This window comes from Aquitalea pelogenes (genome assembly GCF_041914625.1).
Classification (GTDB): domain Bacteria; phylum Pseudomonadota; class Gammaproteobacteria; order Burkholderiales; family Chromobacteriaceae; genus Aquitalea; species Aquitalea pelogenes.
Genome location: NZ_JAYSDA010000024.1, coordinates 64,438 through 83,364 on the forward strand (window position 1 = coordinate 64,438; position 18,927 = coordinate 83,364).

General features: G+C 54.9%; 15 protein-coding genes. 4 read left to right on the forward strand and 11 right to left on the reverse strand.

What is annotated here, in order from left to right:
- From ACE3SE_RS16985 to ACE3SE_RS17025, 9 genes are all read right to left on the reverse strand, one after another.
- On the reverse strand, nt 1–924 hold the full coding sequence (locus tag ACE3SE_RS16985) for an EpsD family peptidyl-prolyl cis-trans isomerase (protein WP_374557041.1): 924 nt from the start codon (nt 922–924) through the stop codon (nt 1–3).
- Nucleotides 914–2,395: an undecaprenyl-phosphate glucose phosphotransferase gene (locus ACE3SE_RS16990; RefSeq protein ID WP_374557043.1), complete on the reverse strand. Its 1,482-nt coding sequence runs from the start codon at nt 2,393–2,395 to the stop codon at nt 914–916. The genes ACE3SE_RS16985 and ACE3SE_RS16990 overlap by 11 nt, the downstream gene beginning before the upstream one ends.
- Nucleotides 2,396–2,426: 31 nt before the next feature.
- Entirely contained in the window at nt 2,427–3,611 is a 1,185-nt protein-coding gene (locus tag ACE3SE_RS16995) for a hypothetical protein (RefSeq protein ID WP_374557045.1), read from the reverse strand.
- Nucleotides 3,612–3,723: 112 nt separating this feature from the next.
- On the reverse strand, nt 3,724–4,242 hold the full coding sequence (locus tag ACE3SE_RS17000; RefSeq protein WP_374557047.1) for a PEP-CTERM sorting domain-containing protein: 519 nt from the start codon (nt 4,240–4,242) through the stop codon (nt 3,724–3,726).
- A gap of 709 nt (nt 4,243–4,951) precedes the next feature.
- Nucleotides 4,952–5,623 carry a hypothetical protein gene (locus ACE3SE_RS17005; protein WP_374557049.1) on the reverse strand — a complete coding sequence of 224 codons (672 nt, stop codon included), beginning with the start codon at nt 5,621–5,623 and terminating at the stop codon, nt 4,952–4,954.
- 224 nt (nt 5,624–5,847) lie between these two features.
- Nucleotides 5,848–6,810, reverse strand: coding sequence for an ABC transporter permease (locus tag ACE3SE_RS17010; protein WP_374557051.1), 963 nt, complete (start codon nt 6,808–6,810; stop codon nt 5,848–5,850).
- On the reverse strand, nt 6,810–7,916 hold the full coding sequence (locus ACE3SE_RS17015) for an ABC transporter permease (RefSeq protein ID WP_089084166.1): 1,107 nt from the start codon (nt 7,914–7,916) through the stop codon (nt 6,810–6,812). Before ACE3SE_RS17015 ends, ACE3SE_RS17010 begins: the two co-directional genes overlap by 1 nt.
- Nucleotides 7,913–9,439 carry an ABC transporter ATP-binding protein gene (locus tag ACE3SE_RS17020; protein ID WP_374557054.1) on the reverse strand — a complete coding sequence of 509 codons (1,527 nt, stop codon included), beginning with the start codon at nt 9,437–9,439 and terminating at the stop codon, nt 7,913–7,915. The genes ACE3SE_RS17015 and ACE3SE_RS17020 overlap by 4 nt, the downstream gene beginning before the upstream one ends.
- A 123-nt stretch (nt 9,440–9,562) precedes the next feature.
- On the reverse strand, nt 9,563–10,567 hold the full coding sequence (locus ACE3SE_RS17025) for a BMP family lipoprotein (RefSeq protein WP_045848108.1): 1,005 nt from the start codon (nt 10,565–10,567) through the stop codon (nt 9,563–9,565).
- Between the two features lie 463 nt (nt 10,568–11,030).
- Between ACE3SE_RS17025 and ACE3SE_RS17030 the strand changes: the two genes are divergently transcribed.
- Nucleotides 11,031–11,777, forward strand: a complete 747-nt coding sequence (locus tag ACE3SE_RS17030; protein WP_374557056.1) for a tRNA pseudouridine(65) synthase TruC — start codon at nt 11,031–11,033, stop codon at nt 11,775–11,777.
- Nucleotides 11,778–11,827: 50 nt separating this feature from the next.
- Nucleotides 11,828–12,676 carry a 23S rRNA (adenine(2030)-N(6))-methyltransferase RlmJ gene (locus ACE3SE_RS17035; RefSeq protein WP_374557058.1) on the forward strand — a complete coding sequence of 283 codons (849 nt, stop codon included), beginning with the start codon at nt 11,828–11,830 and terminating at the stop codon, nt 12,674–12,676.
- A gap of 124 nt (nt 12,677–12,800) precedes the next feature.
- Here the strand turns inward: ACE3SE_RS17035 and cysN are convergent, their stop codons facing one another.
- Both cysN and cysD read right to left on the reverse strand, forming a co-directional pair.
- Nucleotides 12,801–14,234 (reverse strand): sulfate adenylyltransferase subunit CysN, encoded by a 1,434-nt coding sequence (gene cysN / locus ACE3SE_RS17040; protein ID WP_374557060.1) that lies wholly within the window; start codon nt 14,232–14,234, stop codon nt 12,801–12,803.
- 77 nt (nt 14,235–14,311) lie between these two features.
- Nucleotides 14,312–15,235 (reverse strand): sulfate adenylyltransferase subunit CysD, encoded by a 924-nt coding sequence (gene cysD / locus ACE3SE_RS17045; protein WP_045848721.1) that lies wholly within the window; start codon nt 15,233–15,235, stop codon nt 14,312–14,314.
- Nucleotides 15,236–15,459: 224 nt separating this feature from the next.
- Between cysD and ACE3SE_RS17050 the strand changes: the two genes are divergently transcribed.
- Together ACE3SE_RS17050 and ACE3SE_RS17055 are read left to right on the forward strand one after the other, a co-directional pair.
- Nucleotides 15,460–17,619: an HDOD domain-containing protein gene (locus tag ACE3SE_RS17050; protein WP_374557062.1), complete on the forward strand. Its 2,160-nt coding sequence runs from the start codon at nt 15,460–15,462 to the stop codon at nt 17,617–17,619.
- 166 nt (nt 17,620–17,785) lie between these two features.
- On the forward strand, nt 17,786–18,748 hold the full coding sequence (locus tag ACE3SE_RS17055; RefSeq protein WP_374557064.1) for an LD-carboxypeptidase: 963 nt from the start codon (nt 17,786–17,788) through the stop codon (nt 18,746–18,748).
- Nucleotides 18,749–18,927 lie beyond the last annotated feature (179 nt).

Below are 18,927 nucleotides of genomic sequence, written 5' to 3' on the forward strand. Positions count from 1 at the left end.
CTAGAAACCCTTCAGCCCGGAGTTAAGCGTTTTGGCAGGCAAATTGCTGGAGGTGGGCGCACTTGCAGCCGCCTCGGCAAAACGTTTTACGTAAACTACATTCGCTGCTTTGCGCAGCTCAGCCGTTTTACTGGCACTAGAGTCTTGCAGGGCATTTTGCTTGAGATATGAGAGAATTCTTTCTTTACTTTCTTGCAAGGAAAGAGGCTGACTATCTATTCGAGACAACTGAACTAATATCAAATTATTACCTTCCGGTCGTACCAAAATATCGCCAACTTTAAGCTTGAATAACTGCGAAAGCAAATCGACAGGCACTTGCTCTGCTGCCATAAGGCTATGCTTCTCTTGAAATGTCTGATGAGCCTGTTCCAGGATCTGCCGTGTCTCGGCGACAGAATGGGAAGCATTTAAAGCCGTCTTCAGCGCTTCCGGCAAATCCTTCACTGGTAGATTAAACAGGCTAAACTCATAGCTGGCATGTTGGGCAAACAATGCCGGATTGCCATCATAAAATTTCTGAACATCCGCATCGGTAGGATCCAATGGCTTTACTTGCAGCTTGTTCAGCGCCGCCGCAGCAAGAATCTGTCGCTTGGCCTGCTCAATAGCCTGCATGACATCTGGGTCTCGATCCAGTTTCAGATCAACCGCCTTTTGCTGCAACACTTCCTGATCAATCAAGAAATCAAGGGCACTCTGCTTTACCGTGGCATTTTCTGCAGCATTACCGACAGAACGCAACATACCATTCAGCTGCATCACTGTTATTTCATGGTCATTCACTTTGGCCAACACCTGACTGGGTGCTGGCTTATCATCTTTATTGCATGCGGTCAGCGTCAGGCATGCAATCATTACACTTACAGCCAAACGAATGGGAACAGATGACAAAGCCCTGTTTTGCACATTACTAGTAAGCATTTTTATCTCGCAAAACTGTGAAAACTGTTAGAAAAATAATTTTCAGATCAAGCCAAAGCGACCAATTCCGCAGGTAATCCAGGTCATAAGCAACACGGTTTTCCATTTTTTCGACTGTATCAGTCTCACCACGATAGCCATTTACCTGCGCCCAACCGGTAATGCCCGGCTTTACCTTATGCCTGACCATATAACCACGAATGATTTTCCGATACATCTCATTATGTGCATTGGCATGCGGCCGGGGGCCAACAATGCTCATACGTCCCTGCAACACATTGATAAATTGCGGCAATTCATCCAGAGATGTTTTCCGCAAAAAACCCCCAATTGGGGTCAAGCGCTTATCACCCTGTTTTGCCTGGATTACAGCATCCCCATTTTCCATGACAGTCATGGAACGGAATTTATAAACCCGAATACTTTCCCCATCTTCCCCGTAACGATTCTGCTTGAATAATATCGGACCAGGAGAGGTAAACTTCACCATCAAAGCAACCGTCAGCAGCACCGGCCAGATTAATGCCAAAATCAACAAGGACAATACAATATCTGAAATACGCTTGACAATTGCATTACTACCCACAAATGGTGATTCACAAATAGAAATAACCGGAACACCATTTACATGATCAATTCTCGCCTGAATCAGATCAAACACCATCAAATCAGTCAAAAAGTAAATCGACGCCGTGCAGTCCTGCAACTCTTCCAGCAAATTCATGATGCGGGGCTGGGATGTCATGGGCAAGGAAATATACACCTGCTGCACCCCCTGCTCTTTGATGAAGTCCGGCAAATCAGACAATCGCCCCTTTACATACTCCAATTCGGACTCAGGCAGTCTATCCAATGTGCGGTCATCAAAATAACCCAGAAATTCCATTTTGATTTGTGGATTTTCTCTTATTTTATTAGCCAGCATCTGCCCGCATTTGTTTGCACCAACAATCACAGCCTTTCTGAACTTCTTCTGCGCATCTGCACGACCAACCAGGAAAACAGCCAGCGCAGAATGAACCATTAACAAGACAAGAGGTACCAGTATCAACCAGCTATAAATGAATCTTTCCGGAAACAAATCCAGCAAACCCGTCAACATGCCGAATCCGAGGATAACTACCACTGCAATCCCCCAATTCAGCAACATGCCATCAATGCCACGCATGCGCTTACCCGTTCCGGGCAGCAACACATTCAATCCATCAAGTGCCAGTGCAGAGGTCAGAAAGGCAACAATAGCAAGCTCAATGAAGGGGCCGTGCAGACTTATATCAAAGTAGACACCCAGGCCATACAAAACAGCGACAACCAGGAAAGGATCGACAAACGTTTTAAAGAGAACCAACCACGGCGAGGCGTAACCTTGAGCACCAAGCGGGTTACGTAACAGATAGAAACGACTAAAGTCAGTACCAACATCGAGCTCATTATTAACCTTAGCTGGGGACTGACTGTTTTGATCGTGCATTACTTCCATCCATGAATTTAAATTGCTTAACCTAGAAGGTATAGCGGAAATTTATACCCAATTGATTAACATCGTAGCTATCTTGCGAAAAGCCGGATTTCCGCTTTGCAAACTGGGCATATGTTTCAATCTTCCACATCCGCCAGGGGTCCCACTGCAAGGTAGCCCTATAAGACCGCGTCTTCACCTGAGTGCCAGAGGAGAGATAATGCAAACTGGACTCCCGCACTGCACTATCAAGCGCAAACTTATCAGACAGCTTGACATTATATAACAAGTATAATGACTTGTTCATGACATCATCAGTTGATAATCCAGGCGCTACCGGCGCACTTTGATACCCGACTGTAAATCTTGACTTGGCATCCACATTCCACACCGCACTCAAATCTTGCAGGCTGTGGGTTCTATCAGGACTTCCATCATGCTTGAACTTCAAGACACTTCGACCAACCGTCGCCTTAAGCATCAACTTTGTACTGGCAGGCCACTCAAAGCTTATTTTTTCGTCAGTTTGTCGATAAGAATAAGTCTGATCAGACGTCAGAAACGAAGGATATGTAACATCTCCGTTTTCGATCAATAATCCAAAACGACTACCTTTCGGGGTCGAATACCATACACCACCAGATATCAGATTCTGGTTGAAATCAAGTGTATTTTGCACCTGGTGACGCATGGTTTGATGTTGATACCCAGCATCAAATTCCCAACTCGATACAGGAACCCAGGCAAAGTCCATACCTGTGGTTTGGGTACGCACTACATCACGACCAACTTGATTACTCAAATTCAGGGTTGGTTCTTCTTGCTTATCATGATAGTGCAAAGCACCTGAAAGCAGACTTGTCACTTGCCAATTAAAATCGCTATTGAAATCCCAGCTTTTGTAGTTAAGCCCGGAATAACTGGCATACGAATTCTGATTGTAACTTCCACCAAATTGCAAAGACTGCCTGCCCAAGCTTTCCTGATACTGCCCACCGAGGGTGGCAACCGTAATCAGGTCAGACAATTTTCCGGCGTGATAACTACTGGGTACTTTCTGCGGGCTCTCAACACGAAACACATTACTGTCGAATACAGAGCCAACTTGCGCATAAATCAGGTTTTGATCACCCGGCAAATAGGCCGCCTGAGCAATCGACGACCACCCGATTAATATCAGACCCAATGTCGAGACAGATTTGTATTTTATTTTGATCGACAGCTTCATCAGCGTGGTTATCTTCGCAAAAGGAGGGATCATACACAAAATGATGTACAAATAAAATGGCGCTCAACAACTGTCTAAACTACAGCAGTCGTGAGCGCCAAGTACTATGCGATTAGGCGGCCAGGCTATAGCTACTCGCAGCTTTCTTTTGCTTCCTGCGCAGAAGCAAAGCAGTCAAACCCAAACCAGCAAGGGCATAGGTTTCTGGCTCAGGTACCGGGGTGACGGTTGCGCCTGCAAAGTAAGTGCCTTTAAAGGTAGAACCTGTAGTCAAAAATGCGATGGAAGAGAACTTGTAAGTACCTGGATTAAGCAAAAGCGACGAAGCCCCGGTAATAGAATTATTACTTCCACTGTAGTTTTCAGCAGAGCCCCAAACTGATGTCCAAGTAGAAACACCGGTCTTCATCAGCAAATTTGACAAAACATACTGCAGCGTAGATGTAGAACCGTAGTAACCCGTGGAAAAGTCAGCCAAGCTCTTTGATGCCACATCGAAGCTGATCGAGTTACTAAAAACAGGAGACTTGGCGTTTATGTTTTGCTGGAAATACACATCTGCAGATGCATTCGCAGCCGCAAACACCATGACAAGAGAGGCCGCAGCCAAGGTTAGTTTCGTTTTGCTCATCTATGTAACTTCCCATATGGAATAAAACTTAAAAAATCGGGCATGACTAGATCAGTAAACTCGCTATCACAGTCTTCTTGCGCTTGCCCTACGTACATGGTCCAGTTGTAGCCAGCGGCCACAATACCAGTCCCTGACGACCGTAACTATAAGTGTATCCACCTAACTTGTCATGATTGTATTTAAACAATATCTTACAAATATAGTTTTAACATGACTCTCCCCAAGACACGCTACGCAGGACTATTGGCCAATCAGCCTTATTACTTAACTTTTTTTATCAATATTGACAGTATTTGATGTTTTTATTTATTTAGCATTTTCTAATTTACTTACTTGGCTTGAAAATGCCTCACGCCAATAATTAAGTATTTATTATCATAAATATCGATAATGATTTAAGATTTCGCCAGTAGCATGGGAACTACTAAAACTTATAAGCAGAGCAACCCGCCTCAATCATCATTCCTTAACATTTCCTGACAAATTTACAAAGAAAGCGCGAATTCCTCTCATTTTCACACTCTCTGGTTATTTTTCAAATTTCATGCCACCTGTCTTCACGTGAAGGTAGAAAAATCTCGATTGCTAACTTTAAAATTCCCAACAAATCTCACGAAATTTCTTAGTGCAGTGCGGCAAAAAAACAACTTCATGACTTCTTCAGATGACTATCCTTGATATGGAGACACCCTCCTCACATCCCTGCTTACCGACCAAACCACTCCCCAAGCATGCTTTTGATCACCGCCGCATTGAAGCGCGGCATGCGCCCGTCTGCCCAATCCTGACGGCCAAGGTGGTAGTTGAAGCGTTCGAACTGGGCCGGTTGGCCGGGAGAATTATTGCGGGAATACAGCGTCACCCACGGGTCACCCTCCCGCCAGGCAATGGCCACTGGCACACCCTCCACTTCGCCGGACCACAGCTGGTCGCTTTCACAAAAGTGGACGTCATCCAGCAACACCATATTGACGATGGGCGCCAGGCCGCCGCGCTGGGCATAAAAGCGGCGCAAGTGCCGGCACAGCCGTTCCTTGCTGCCCACCGGCGCGTGCGCACCACGCAGCAAGAAGTAATTGCAGCTACAACTCATGCTGCCCGGATCAACCCGGTAGCATTTCCCAGGCGTGATGCTGCTATGCATGATGACAGCGGGAAAATCCAGCGGCGGAAAGGTAAGACGATCACGAACAAATGGGCCGCCACTTCGGGCTGCCGCCTCATCACTGCGCCGGCGCGGCTGGAATGCAGGCGGCAGCTGGATTTCGGCGCTGGGCGGCAATGCCACGTCCTGCTGCCCGCTGCGCTCAGCCCAGACAGCACCCAACCAGGTGGCAAGCCCGGCAATGACAAAACCTGACACAACCAACACCAGCATGCTCAGCCACATATTTCCCCCAAAAACACATTCTCATTGTTATTGACTGCTTTGCTTCGGCAGGCTGCTTGTTCCAGTCCCACCGCGCCTGCATACGTGGCAGGCGATGCATGTGTTGTAGTGTATCCAACGCTTGTTTACTAATTTCCTCCCCATGCGTTGGCCATGAAAAAACCGGCCAGTGGCCGGTTTTCCTGATTTGATCCTGCATCAACAACACCGCATCAGCGCGATTTGACAAAGGGCACGCCAATAGCCTTGGGTGCTACCGCGCGACCAACAAAACCAGCCAGCAGCAACACAGTCAGCACATAGGGAATGACCTGGATGGCCTGCGACGGAATCTGGCCGACGATTGGCAGATCCACCCCTTCCAGCCGGATTTGCAGCGCATCGGCAAAGGCAAACAGCAGGCAGCCCAGCACCGCAGGCAGCGGGCGCCATTTACCGAAGATGAGTGCCGCCAATGCCAGAAAGCCCTTGCCCGCCGTCATTTCCTTGATAAAGGAACCAGTCTGATACACCGACAGGAAAGTACCGGCCATGCCGCACAGCACACCACCCCAGAACAGCGCGATGTAACGCACCCGCGTTACAGACACGCCAGCGGTATCCGCGGCATGCGGGTTTTCGCCCACCGCGCGCAGGCGCAGGCCAAAGCGGCTGCGGTATACCACCCAGCTAACCAGCGGAATGATGAGGATGGTGAGGTACACCAGGATGCTGTGCCCGGACAGCAGCTTGCTATACAGCTGGCCAAGGACAGGCACATTCGACAAGGCATCGGCAAACGGCAGGGTGATGTCGTGAAAGCGCGAGTCATCATCCAGCTGCGGCGTATTGCCACCTTGCTGGAACCAGGCCAGACCCAGCACCGGCGTAATGCCGGAGGCAATGGTATTGATGGCCATGCCGGAAATCAGCTGGTTGCCGTTATAGGTAACCGAAACAAAGGCATGCACCATGGCCATGCTGACTGCCGCCATCACCCCGGCCAACAGGCCCAGCCAGGGCGAATGGGTGACAAAAGCCGCCGCGCCGGAGGCAAACGCCGCCACCAGCATCTTGCCTTCCAGGCCGATGTCCACCACGCCGGAACGCTCGGAGAACATGCCCGCCAAGGCCGCCAGCACCAGCGGCGTGGCCACGCGGATGGTTGAATCAAGCAGACTGAGCCATTGCTCCATCACTTATCCTCCTTGCGTTTGAACAGCCCGGCGATGAAGGGCTCGAACAGGTTTTCCAGTGCACCGCAGAACAGGATGATCAAACCCTGGATGAAGATGATCATCTCGCGGGTAATCACCGGCTTCTCAAACGACAGCTCCAGCCCCCCCTGGGTCAGGCCGCCAAACAGCAAGGCGGACAGGATGATGCCTACCGGATGGTTGCGCCCCATCAGCGCCACGGCAATGCCGACAAAGCCGACGCCATTGGTGAAGGACACATTCATGCGGTGGGTGGAACCCAGCAATTCGTTGATGGCAGCAAAGCCGGACAGCGCACCGGAAATGCACATGGCCAGCATGATGGTCTTGCTGACATTGATACCGGCATAGCGCGCCGCGCTTTCGTTCACGCCGACGGTGCGCAGCTGGAAGCCCCAGCGGCTATGCCACACCAGCAGGTAGAACAGCACGCAGGCCAGCAAGGCCATGATGAAGGTGAGGTTGAGCGGGGTATTGGGCAGTTCGATCCCTACGCCGGCAGCCAGCTGATGCAGGGCCGGAATCCATGCGTTCTGGCCGAATTCCCGCGTAGTGGGGTTTTGCGAACCGGCTTCAATCAGGTGATGGCCAATCAGGTACAACATCAGCGAATAGGCGATGAAGTTGAACATGATGGTGGTCACCACAATGTGGCTGCCACGTTTGGCCTGCAACCAGCCCGGAATAAAGGCCCAGGCGGCACCAAATCCCATGGCTGCCAGAATGCACAGCGGCACCAGCACCAGCGGCGGCAGCGTGTGGTCAAACGCCAGCACCACCAGCGTGACGCCAAGGCCAGCCAGATAGGCCTGCCCTTCCCCGCCGATATTGAACAAGCCGGCATGGAAAGCAGTCGCCACGGCCAGGCCGGTAAAAATGAAGCCGGTGGTGTAGAACAGCGTATAGCCGATGCCCTCACCACTGCCAAAAGCACCGCTGACCAGCAGTTGCAGGCATTCCCACGGGTCTTCGCCAATAAGCCAGGTAACAAAGCCGGTCACCAGCAAGGCGGCCAGCAGATTGAGTACCGGCAGCACGCTTAATTGCGCCCAGCGCGGCAAGGTGGACGGTTGTCCGAATTTCACTGTTTATGCCCCCCCATCAACAAGCCCAGCGATACGGTGTCGGCTTCCCTGGCCGCCACTTCACCACTGATCTGCCCGCCCGCCATCACCAGGATGCGGTCGGACAAGGCCAGAATTTCTTCCAGCTCCACCGACACCAGCAAGATAGCCTTGCCGGCATCGCGCAACTCCACCAGCCGACGGTGGATGAACTCGATGGCACCGATATCCACCCCGCGCGTGGGCTGGCCAATCAGCAGCAAGTCCGGGTTGGCGTGGATTTCCCGTGCCAGCACCACTTTTTGCTGATTGCCGCCGGACAGCAGGCCCACACGCAGCTGGGCATTGTCCGGACGGATGTCAAACTGGCGGATGAAGTCGCGGGTACGCTCCAGCAGCGCCTGGCGGGAAAACAGGCCGCGGCGGCTGATGGTCTTGTCGTTGTGGTAGCCCAGAATGGCGTTTTCGAACATGGGGAAGGATTTCACCAGCCCCTCGCGCGAACGGTCTTCCGGCACATGGGCAATGCCCTTCTGGCGATACAGCGCAGCACGCGGCTGGCTGGAATTTTCCTGCAGCAAGTCCTTGCCGTGGTAGCGGATTTCACCACTGGTGGGTTCCACCATGCCGGCCAGCACTTCCAGCAGCTCGGACTGGCCATTGCCGGAAACGCCAGCGATGCCGACGATCTCACCGGCACGCACCTGAAAATCCAGTCCGTCCAGCAGCTTGACGCCGCGCGCATCGGTCAGGCTAAGGCCACGGACCTCCAGCACCGCTGCGCCGGGTGTACGCTCGGCCTTGTCCACCTTCAGCGATACCTTGCGCCCCACCATCAGGTCGGCCAGTTTTTCCTTATCGACATCAGCAGTACGCACATTACCCACCACGGTGCCGGCGCGCATCACGCTCACCGCATCGGTAATGTCCATCACCTCGCGCAGCTTGTGGGTGATCAGGATCACCGTCTTCCCCTGTTCACGCAGCGCACGCAGGATGCAGAACAGGTGGTCTGCCTCTTGCGGTGTCAGCACCGCGGTGGGCTCATCCAGAATCAGTACATCGGCACCGCGATACAGCGCCTTGAGAATTTCCACCCGCTGTTGCAGGCCCACGCCCAGCTCGCCCACCAGGGCGTCCGGGTCCACTTCCAGCGAATAATCGTGATTGAGCTGCAGCAAATGCGCCCGCGCCTGCTCCATGCCCTGCTTGAGCAGCAGGCCGCCTTCGGCCCCCAGCACAATGTTTTCCAGCACGGTGAAGGTATCCACCAGCATGAAGTGCTGATGCACCATGCCGATACCCAGCCGGATGGCCTCCTGGCTGTTACGGATGCGCACCTCACGGCCATTCACCCGGATGCTGCCACTGTCGGCCTGGTAATAGCCGTACAGAATGCTCATCAGCGTGGATTTGCCCGCGCCGTTTTCCCCGATGATGCCGTGTATGGAGCCCTTGGCGATGTGCATGGACACATCGCGATTGGCCTGCACCGCACCAAAGCGCTTGCTGATGCCAGCCAGTTCGATGGCGAAATCAGTCATGCCTGTATTTCCCCGCATGCAATGAATCCCGGCCGGGCCACAAGAACCAAACAGGCACGAGAGCCGAAGCCATCGTGCCTGCAGTCCTCCCGGGCCGCAGCCGGGAAAAGGTCATCTAAAGACTTACTTCACCGGACAGCTGTTGTTGGTGCGATAGTCCACCACGCTGAGCTTGCCGCTGATGATGTCCTTCTTGGCCGCGCCAATCTTCTTTTCCATATCGGCGGAAATCAGCTTGCGGTTGTTGGCATCCAGCGCCCAGTCAACACCACCTTCCTTCAGGCCCATCACCTTCACTTCCGGCTTCCAGCTGCCATCCTTGGCGGACTTGAAAGTGTCGTACACGGCATTGTCCACGCGCTTCACCATGGAAGTCAGCACAAAGCCCGGGTACAGGTGGTTCTGGTTGCTGTCCACGCCGATGGACAGCTTGTTTGCGGTCTTGGCGGCTTGCAACACGCCCAGGCCAGTGCCACCAGCGGCGGCAAACACCACGTCCACGCCACGGTCAAACTGGCTCTTGGCCAGTTCGGTACCACGTGCCGGGTCGTTGAAAGCCTGCGGGGTGGTACCGGTCATGTTCTGGATGACTTCGGTTTTCTTGTTGGCGTACTTGGCCCCCTGCACATAACCACAGCCAAAGGCGCGGATCAGCGGCACGTCCATGCCACCGATATAACCCACCTTGCCGGACTTGGACGCCAGCGCAGCAGCCATGCCCACCAGGAAGGAGCCTTCCTGTTCCTTGAACACGATGCTCTGTACGTTCGGACCCTTGGCCACAGAATCAATAATGGTGAATTTCACCTTGGGGAATTCCTTGGCCACGGTTTCCACCGCCTGGGTGAAGGAGAAGCCGACGGAGACGATCAGGTCGGCATCCTTGCGTGCCAGGTTGCGCAGCAGTTGTTCTTTCTGCGCTTCGGAGGCGATGGTGCCCTCACGGTAGCTGATCTTGAATTCCTTCTTGAAACGTTCTGCGCCGTTGAACGCCGCCTCGTTGAAGCTCTTGTCGAACTTGCCAGCCTGGTCATAAATCACTGCCGGGCTGAAATCCTTGGCAAAGCTTGTGCCAGCCAGTACGGACAGGGCAACGGCAAGGCTTGCACGTTTCAATTGAATGGTCATATCAGGAACTCTTGGTTTTGTTGGTCAACAGGCTTGTGCCGGACATGCCAGCACAGGCAGCTTCGGGAAGCCCCACCTTCCGCATTGGCTATTTTGCACACATCACCTTGTTGTAGCTAAACCGAAATCAGCCAACAAGGCGGTATTTCAATCTGATGGGCGCGGCGAATTGTAATGAGGGGGAAATTGACTGTAAACATTTTCCTCTCGACTTTGAAATACCCTGTCGCAAAGCTGGGTGTTGCGCGCAACAAAACCGCAGCATGCTGCGCCCAACGCCATAAAACACATGCCAACATGCCATGACAAAACAGAAAATATGACGACTTGACCGGTGCAAGGCAAGATTGCACTGTCTTCCCCCTACCCCTTGCTGTGTCAAATCAGCCACGTCATGGCTAGCCGCATATCCAAGCCGGGCACAAAGCCCTACAATCGCCGCCTTGCTCCTGACCATACCACCATGCTACCCATCCTCTACCGCGACCCGCAGCTGATCGCCATCCACAAGCCATCCAACCTGCTGGTACATCGCTCCGAACTGGACCGCCACGAAACCCGCTTTGCCATCCAGCTGCTGCGCGACCAGATCGGCCAGCGCGTTTATCCGGTACACCGGCTGGACAAGGGCACATCCGGCGTCTTGCTGTTTGCGCTGGACAAGGACAGTGCGCGTGAGATGAGCTGGCAATTCGAACGCCAGGAAGTCAGCAAGCGCTATCTGGCGATAGTGCGCGGCCATCCGGCTGAATCCGGCCATATCGACCACGCCCTCAGCCGCCGTGTGGACGACCTGGCCTGGCTGGGCGAGAAGGTGCAGCCAGGGCCGCAGGAGGCGCAAACCGACTACCGCCGCCTGGCCACGGTGGAGCTGCCCATTGCAGTAGACCGCTACCCCACCAGCCGCTACACACTGCTGGAACTCTCCCCGCTCACCGGCCGCCGCCACCAGTTGCGCCGCCACATGAAGCACATCGCCCATCCCATCATTGGCGATGCCACCCACGGCAAAGGCGTGCACAACCGCATGTTTGCCGAGCACTTTGGCAGCCAGCGCATGTTGCTGGCCTGCATGGAAATGCAGATCACCCATCCGCAGACCGGCGCAGCCATCCAGCTGACCTGCCCGCTGGCAGAAGACTTTGCCAGCGTAGTGCGTGCACTGGGCTGGGAACAGGCCCTGCCCGCCAACTGGCTGACCGCCGTCTGATGGACAGCCAAATCCGCTACAATGCCGCCATTGTCTTAGAAAGCTGATGCATGCTGAGTTATCGCCACGCCTTTCACGCCGGCAACCACGCCGACGTGCTCAAGCACCTGATTGAAATTGCCGTACTGGACTACCTGGGCCAGAAAGACAAACCCTACTGGTATATCGACACCCATGCCGGTGCCGGTGGTTACGCGCTGCAAGAGGGTTATGCGGCCAAAAATGCCGAATACCTGAGCGGCATTGCCCGCCTGTGGGACCGTACCGACCTGCCCCCTGCGGTCGCGGCCTATGTGGACGTGGTACGCGAAATGAACCCGGATGGCGAACTGCGCTACTACCCCGGCTCACCCTGGTGCGCCGCTGCCGTGATGCCGCAAAGCGACAAACTGCGCCTGTTCGAACTGCACCCGACTGATTTCCAGCTGCTGGAGCAGAACTTTGGCGGCCATCCGCGTCGCACCCAGTTGCAACAGGCCAATGGTTTTGAAGGCATCAAGGCCATCCTGCCACCGCCACCGCGCCGTGGCCTGGTGCTGATTGACCCGCCGTATGAGGACAAGCGAGACTACCAGCATGTGGTGACCGCACTGAAAGAAGGCCTGAAGCGTTTTGCCACCGGGGTGTACGCCGTGTGGTACCCCTGCCTGCAACGCGCCGAGATGAAGGAGCTACCCAAAGAGCTGAAAAAACTGCCCGCCAAGAGCTGGCTGCGCGCCGAATTGCATGTGCAGGCGCCATCGGCAGACGGCTTTGGCATGTACGGCAGCGGCATGTTCCTGCTGAATCCGCCGTGGACCCTGCCCGCCATGCTCAAGGAAGTTATGCCCTATCTGGTTGAACACCTGGGCCAGGATGCCAAGGCCAGCTTCATTCTGGAAACCGGCGGCGATCTTTAAACCGCTCCCGACTCCTCGCTCCATTACGCAATGCCACCCTGCGAGGTGGCATTTCTGTTTCCATACCCTGCAGACGCAAAAAAGCCGACCAGCAGGTCGGCTTTTGTCGGACAACCAGGCTGGCTTATTTCAGCAGCTTGCTGATGTCCTTGGCTTCCCAGTGCGGGAAGTGCTTGCGCACCAGCTGGTTGAATTCCAGCTCGAAAGCACGCAGGCGGGCCAGCTCGTCGCTCACCGGTTCGGCGCTGGACTCGGCCGCAGCCGTCACCATGCCCGCAGCAGCAGTGGCATTGCTCAGGCGGTCGATGATGATGAAGCTGCCAGTGCCACGGCACTGGGCATAGGCATCAAATACTACCGGCGCGTTCAGCTCCACGCGGCACAGGGCAATTTCGTTCAGCGCCAGCTCTTGCGCGTCAAACTGTTGCAGCGAGTTGACATCAACACGGTGCTCGATGGCAGCCACACGTCCGCTCACCACCTTGCCCGCCAGCTTGAAACCGTATTCCTTGCCCACCACCAGCGGTGCCTCGGCCATCCACACCACATGGGCGTCAAATGCCTGCGCCACATTGGGTTGCTGCTCGCCGGCACGCACAATCATGTCACCGCGGGAAATGTCGATTTCATCTTCCAATGTCAGGGTAATGGCCTGACCGACAAAAGCAGAGGGCTGATTGCCTTCAAAGGTGACCACTTCCTTCACCTTGCTGCGCTTGCCGGACGGCAGGGCCACAATGGCGTCACCCGGCTTCACTTCACCCGCCACCACGGTGCCGCAGAAACCGCGGAAATCCAGATTCGGGCGGTTGACGTACTGCACCGGCAGACGGAAGGCTTCCAGCGCTACGTCATGGCTTACCTGTACGCTTTCCAGCAGCTCCATCAGGGTGGCACCCTGATACCAGCCCATGTTTTCGCTGCGGGTCACCACGTTGTCACCACGCAAGGCGGAGATTGGCACAAAGCGGATATCCGGAATGGTCAGGTGTTCGGAAAAGGCCAGGTATTCTTCACGGATACGGTCGTAAACTTCCTGGCTGTGTTCTACCAGGTCCATCTTGTTGATGGCCACAATCACGTGCTTGATGCCCAGCAGGCTGACGATGAAGCTGTGACGACGGGTCTGGGTTTGCACACCACGGCGCGCGTCAATCAGGATCACAGCCAGGTTGCAGGTAGACGCGCCGGTAGCCATGTTGCGGGTGTACTGCTCGTGGCCCGGGCAGTCGGCAATGATGAACTTGCGCTTTTCGGTGCTGAAGTAGCGATAGGCCACGTCGATGGTGATGCCTTGCTCACGTTCGGCCTGCAAACCATCCACCAGCAAGGCCAGGTCGATTTCCTGGTCGGTGGTGTTGTACTTTTTCGAGTCGCGCTCGATCGCCGCCAGCTGGTCTTCGAAAATCAGCTTGGAGTCGTGCAACAGGCGGCCAATCAGGGTGGATTTGCCGTCATCGACATTGCCACAAGTGATGAAGCGCAGCATGTCCTTGTTTTCATGCTGCTTCAGGTATTCCAGGATATCGCTGGCAATCAGCTCGGACTGGTGAGACATGATCGTTCTTTCCGCTGTAGCCCACCGCCAGGGCGATGAGCATCAATTCTTCAGAGTGGTGACGGATGGAGCCGGGCTTAGAAATAGCCTTCCATCTTCTTCTTTTCCATCGAACCGGCCTGATCATGGTCGATCAGACGGCCCTGACGCTCACTGGTGGTGGTCAGCAGCATTTCCTGGATCACCTCCGGCAGCGTGGCGGCAGTGGACTCCACCGCGCCAGTCAGCGGGTAACAGCCCAGCGTACGGAAACGTACCTGCTTCTTGGTGATGCTGGCTTTTTGCTCGGGCGTCAGGTATTCCAGAATGCGGTCGTCATCAATCATCACCAGCGTGCCATTGAGGTTGACCACTTCACGCTCGGCGGCGAAATACAGCGGCACGATGTCGATGTTTTCCAGATAGATGTACTGCCAGATATCCAGCTCGGTCCAGTTGGACAGCGGGAACACGCGGATGCTCTCGCCCTTGTCGATCTTGCTGTTGTAGATGTTCCAGAGTTCCGGACGCTGGTTTTTCGGGTCCCAGCGGTGGTTTTTGTCGCGGAAGGAATACACGCGCTCCTTGGCGCGGGACTTCTCTTCGTCACGGCGCGCGCCACCAAATGCCGCGTCAAAACCGTATTTGTTCAGCGCCTGCTTCAGGCCTTCGGTCTTCATCACGTCGGTGTGCTTGGCACTGCCTACGGTGAACGGGTTGACGTTAGCCTTCACGCCCTCTTCATTCACATGCACGATCAGGTCCCAGCCTTCGGCTGCCTGCTTGTCGCGCAGGGCGTACATGTCCTTGAACTTCCAGGTGGTGTCCACATGCATCAGCGGGAACGGCGGCTTGCCCGGCGCAAAAGCCTTGCGCGCCAGATGCAGCATCACGGCAGAATCCTTGCCGATACTGTACAACATGACCGGATTTTCAAATTCCGCTGCAACTTCACGGATGATGTGGATCGACTCGGCTTCCAGCTGCTTGAGATGAGTCAGCTTTTGTTGACTGATGTTCATGATTCCCGCCTGTTCCTGGCCTGTCTGCACTCTTGGCGAGCACAGCATGATGGTTTGCTTGACGCTCAATGTACCGGAAGCACTGCTTTTTTCCAAAATCAGTTGGATATATCAATATGCACTATCTAAGTGAAAATTCAGTCCAAAGAGCAATAACGCAATGCTGATTAAGCCATGCCTTGCAGCCTGTTTCGCCATATAGTGACAAGCAGGGAGAAAACATCATGAACCGCGACAACAATAATGCGGAATTCCAGGTCAGCCGCCGTATCCAGTGCCGCGATGGCAGCGTGCTATTACTGTGCAGCCTGGATGGCCAGCGCTATCTGCTGGATCCTCTGACAGCCACTGACAACCGCCCGGCACCTGCACACGGCCTGCTTGCCAGCCCGGACACGACAACCCAACTGGCTGGGCAGCAATACAGCTGCTACCCGATGGGTGACAACCAGCTGCTCAGCGACACACTGGTCAGCAAACCGGATGACCGCACAGCCGCCGGCATGCTGTGCGACTGCATGGAAGCATTGCTTCACCTGCAGCGACATCAACTGATCCTGCTGCGACTGGATGCAGAACACATTCTCCTGGACCAGCAAGGACAGGCCTGCCTGCTGGCCGGGCAAGCCACGACCGCAACGGACGAAGCATCATTACAAGACAATGTTCGACAGACGGGGCAGCTGTTTTACCGCCTGCTCACTGGTCGGCCGCATGGCAGCCTGCCACTACAACAATTCCGTCCGGATCTGGACCCGGAACTGCACCAGCTATGCCAAAGCTTGCTGGATTGCCATGCAGCAGCCAGCACAGTCAGCCGTGCCGCCCTCGCCCAGTTGCAAGACTGGCTGGTCCGGCAGCAACGCTTCATCCGCAGCGAGGGCAATCAGCAGGCTGCATTGCAGCAACTATTGCAGCGCATGCGTCACAATCCGGACTTCCCCGCGCTGTCGCAGGCCATCAATGCCATCAACCACATCGGCAATGCCGACAGTGAAAGACTGCAGGTACTGGCGGAAATCATCCTCAAGGATTTCTCGCTCACCAACAAACTGCTGCGGGTGGTCAATACTGCCAATTTCAGCCAATTCGGCGGTGCAGTCAGCACCATTTCGCGCGCCATCGTCATTCTCGGGTTTGACACCATCCGTAACCTGGCCCTGACGCTGCTGCTGTTTGAACACATGCACAACCGCAGCCATGCCCAGGAAGTCCGTGATGTCGCCACCAGCGCGCTGTTTTGTGGCTTGCTGGCCCGCAGCCTGGCCCGGCACTGCCGCATGCAAGAGGCAGAAGAAGCACTGATATGCGGCATGTTCCAGCAACTGGGTGAATTGCTGTGCGTGTACTACTTCCGTAATGAATATCACCTGATCCGCAAGAAAACCGACACCGGCAGCAGCCCGGCACAGGCAGTACAACATACGCTAGGCATATCCTATGCCACACTTGGTGCCAGCACTGCCGAGGCATGGAGCTTTCCCGAACGCATCGTCAGCAGCCTGGAACCTTACACACCAGGCCCGGTTCGACAGCCACAGCACAATGCCGCCCGGCTGCGCATGCTGGGAAACCTGGCGCAAGAGCTTACCCAGTTGCTGTCCAGCCCCGGCACCGCAAACACCACACAGGCCCAACAACTCCTCACCCGCTATGCGCGCGCCTTGCCACTGGAAATCAACAGCCTGCATGCCGTCATTGCCGAAACCCAGGCAGAATTTGCCAGCACGCTGCATGAATGGAGCAATGAAGCACATGTGCAGGGCAAGGCCCAACAGCTGAAAGGCGCCACACTGGGGCCGCATCCGGACAGCAAGCCAGCCGCACCGGCAGCCGAACTGGAATCCAGTTGCCTCGCCTCCGGCCCGGCCACCACATCCTTGCTATCCAGTGGCATACAGGAAGTCACGACCACCCTGCTCGGCAACTACCAGCTTAACGACCTGCTGCGGATGATTCTGGAGATCATGTACCGCGCAGTAGGCTTTGATCACGTAGTGCTTTGCACCAAGGACCCGCGACAGAACGTTCTCCATGCCCGCTTTGGTTTTGGGGAAAACACCGCAGCCTTGCTGCCGGTTTTCAAAGTGGACCTGCAGCAACAGGACAATGCGTTTTGCATCGCCATGGAACGCAATGTCGACATCTTTATCGAAGACGCCAATGCTGCTGCCATCAGTAGCCATATCCCGGCATGGTATAGACAACTCAATCTTGCCCAGACATTTATCATCTTTCCGCTGGTGCTGGAAAAGAGGAAAATAGGCTTTCTTTACGGCGATAAAAAGCAGGCACACAGCCTGCCCTTGCGGCCAGACGAACTGAATCTTCTCAAGACGCTACGCAACCAGGCCTTGCTGGCCATTCGCCAACAGCAGAATTGAACCCTGCCAGAGAAACCACTTGCCTTCATCAATCCCGACAGCCACAGCGCTGACCCGCAGAAGCCTGCTAAGACATGGGCTGGTCGTTGCCGGTGCCGGGCTGCTGCAAGCCTGTGGCACGCCAACACGGCCCACCACCATTACCACTACACCTAACGCCATGCCCATGCAAAACCACGAAATTGCGCTACTTGCCTGCTCAGGAACACTACCCAACGCCTTGCAGCGTCAACATGGTGTGGATCGTTTGCAGCAAGCCGGGTTCAGTATCAGCAACCGCAACGCCATAGACCGACAGTACCAGCGCTTCGCCGGCACCGATCAGGAACGGCTGCAAGACCTCAACCAGTTGACCCAGCGGCAAGACATGCCGCGCATGCTGCTGGCGGGTCGTGGTGGATATGGCGCATGCCGCCTGCTGCAGGACATTGATTACCAGCGACTGTGCCCAATGCTCAAGGAAGCAGGCACGCAGATCATGGGCTATAGCGACTTCACTGCTATTCAGCTTGCCCTGCTAGCCAAAGGGGGTGTTGGCAGCTTCGCCGGCCCCATGCTGTACAGCGACTTTGGTGGCCGCAAACTCAGCCCGATGACCATGCAGCATTTCATTCAGGCAACAACAAGCGAAAACTGGACTGTCTTCACACCAACGCCACAAACCAGCACAGCAACAGGTGAAGGCATATTCTGGGGCGGTAATCTAAGCGTACTATCCAGCCTGGTCGGCAGCCCTTTTCTGCCAGACATCCAAGGCGGCCTGCTGTTTCTGGAAGACGTAGGAGAACAGCCCTACCGTCTGGAACGCATGCTGCAGCAGCTCTACCTGGCCGGCATCCTGCAACGCCAAAAAGCCATTTTCCTGGGCGATTTCGCCATGGGCCGCATCGTGGATGCCTACGATGCAGGCTACACGCTGGACACCGTGATTGCTCAAATACGCAGCCAGCTAAAAATTCCCGTTTTCACCGGCATCCCCTTCGGACACATTCATGACAAGACCACCCTGCCACTGGGCTATCCAGCCCACTTTGCCGCAGATGAAACCGGCCTGACACTCACCTTCACTCACTACCCGGTACAGCCATCCACCGGACTCACGCTGGAACGACTACTGACGGAAAGCTAAGCGCACCAATGCAAAAAGCCACCCTAGGGTGGCTTTTTGTTTGACTGTGCTCATGACCAGGGCCGCAAGTTAGCGGCAATTTTCTTCATGATCAGTACCAATCTACCAGCATGGGGCATGGCCATTACCGCAGCCCAAAAGCACAAAGCCCAGCTCGTTTGAGCTGGGCTTCGAAGGGG

What these genes read in the sequence shown, in the direction of transcription:
- ACE3SE_RS17055 (WP_374557064.1), top strand. Translation starts at nt 17,786, where the DNA reads ATGCAAAACCACGAAATTGCGCTACTTGCCTGCTCAGGAACACTACCC.
- ACE3SE_RS17035 (WP_374557058.1), top strand. Translation starts at nt 11,828, where the DNA reads ATGCTGAGTTATCGCCACGCCTTTCACGCCGGCAACCACGCCGACGTG.
- ACE3SE_RS16990 (WP_374557043.1), bottom strand. Translation starts at nt 2,395, where the DNA reads ATGCACGATCAAAACAGTCAGTCCCCAGCTAAGGTTAATAATGAGCTC.
- ACE3SE_RS17005 (WP_374557049.1), bottom strand. Translation starts at nt 5,623, where the DNA reads ATGCTGGTGTTGGTTGTGTCAGGTTTTGTCATTGCCGGGCTTGCCACC.
- ACE3SE_RS17020 (WP_374557054.1), bottom strand. Translation starts at nt 9,439, where the DNA reads ATGACTGATTTCGCCATCGAACTGGCTGGCATCAGCAAGCGCTTTGGT.
- cysD (WP_045848721.1), bottom strand. Translation starts at nt 15,235, where the DNA reads ATGAACATCAGTCAACAAAAGCTGACTCATCTCAAGCAGCTGGAAGCC.
- ACE3SE_RS17030 (WP_374557056.1), top strand. Translation starts at nt 11,031, where the DNA reads ATGCTACCCATCCTCTACCGCGACCCGCAGCTGATCGCCATCCACAAG.
- ACE3SE_RS17050 (WP_374557062.1), top strand. Translation starts at nt 15,460, where the DNA reads ATGAACCGCGACAACAATAATGCGGAATTCCAGGTCAGCCGCCGTATC.
- ACE3SE_RS16995 (WP_374557045.1), bottom strand. Translation starts at nt 3,611, where the DNA reads ATGAAGCTGTCGATCAAAATAAAATACAAATCTGTCTCGACATTGGGT.
- ACE3SE_RS17000 (WP_374557047.1), bottom strand. Translation starts at nt 4,242, where the DNA reads ATGAGCAAAACGAAACTAACCTTGGCTGCGGCCTCTCTTGTCATGGTG.
- ACE3SE_RS17010 (WP_374557051.1), bottom strand. Translation starts at nt 6,810, where the DNA reads ATGGAGCAATGGCTCAGTCTGCTTGATTCAACCATCCGCGTGGCCACG.
- cysN (WP_374557060.1), bottom strand. Translation starts at nt 14,234, where the DNA reads ATGTCTCACCAGTCCGAGCTGATTGCCAGCGATATCCTGGAATACCTG.
- ACE3SE_RS16985 (WP_374557041.1), bottom strand. Translation starts at nt 924, where the DNA reads ATGCTTACTAGTAATGTGCAAAACAGGGCTTTGTCATCTGTTCCCATT.
- ACE3SE_RS17025 (WP_045848108.1), bottom strand. Translation starts at nt 10,567, where the DNA reads ATGACCATTCAATTGAAACGTGCAAGCCTTGCCGTTGCCCTGTCCGTA.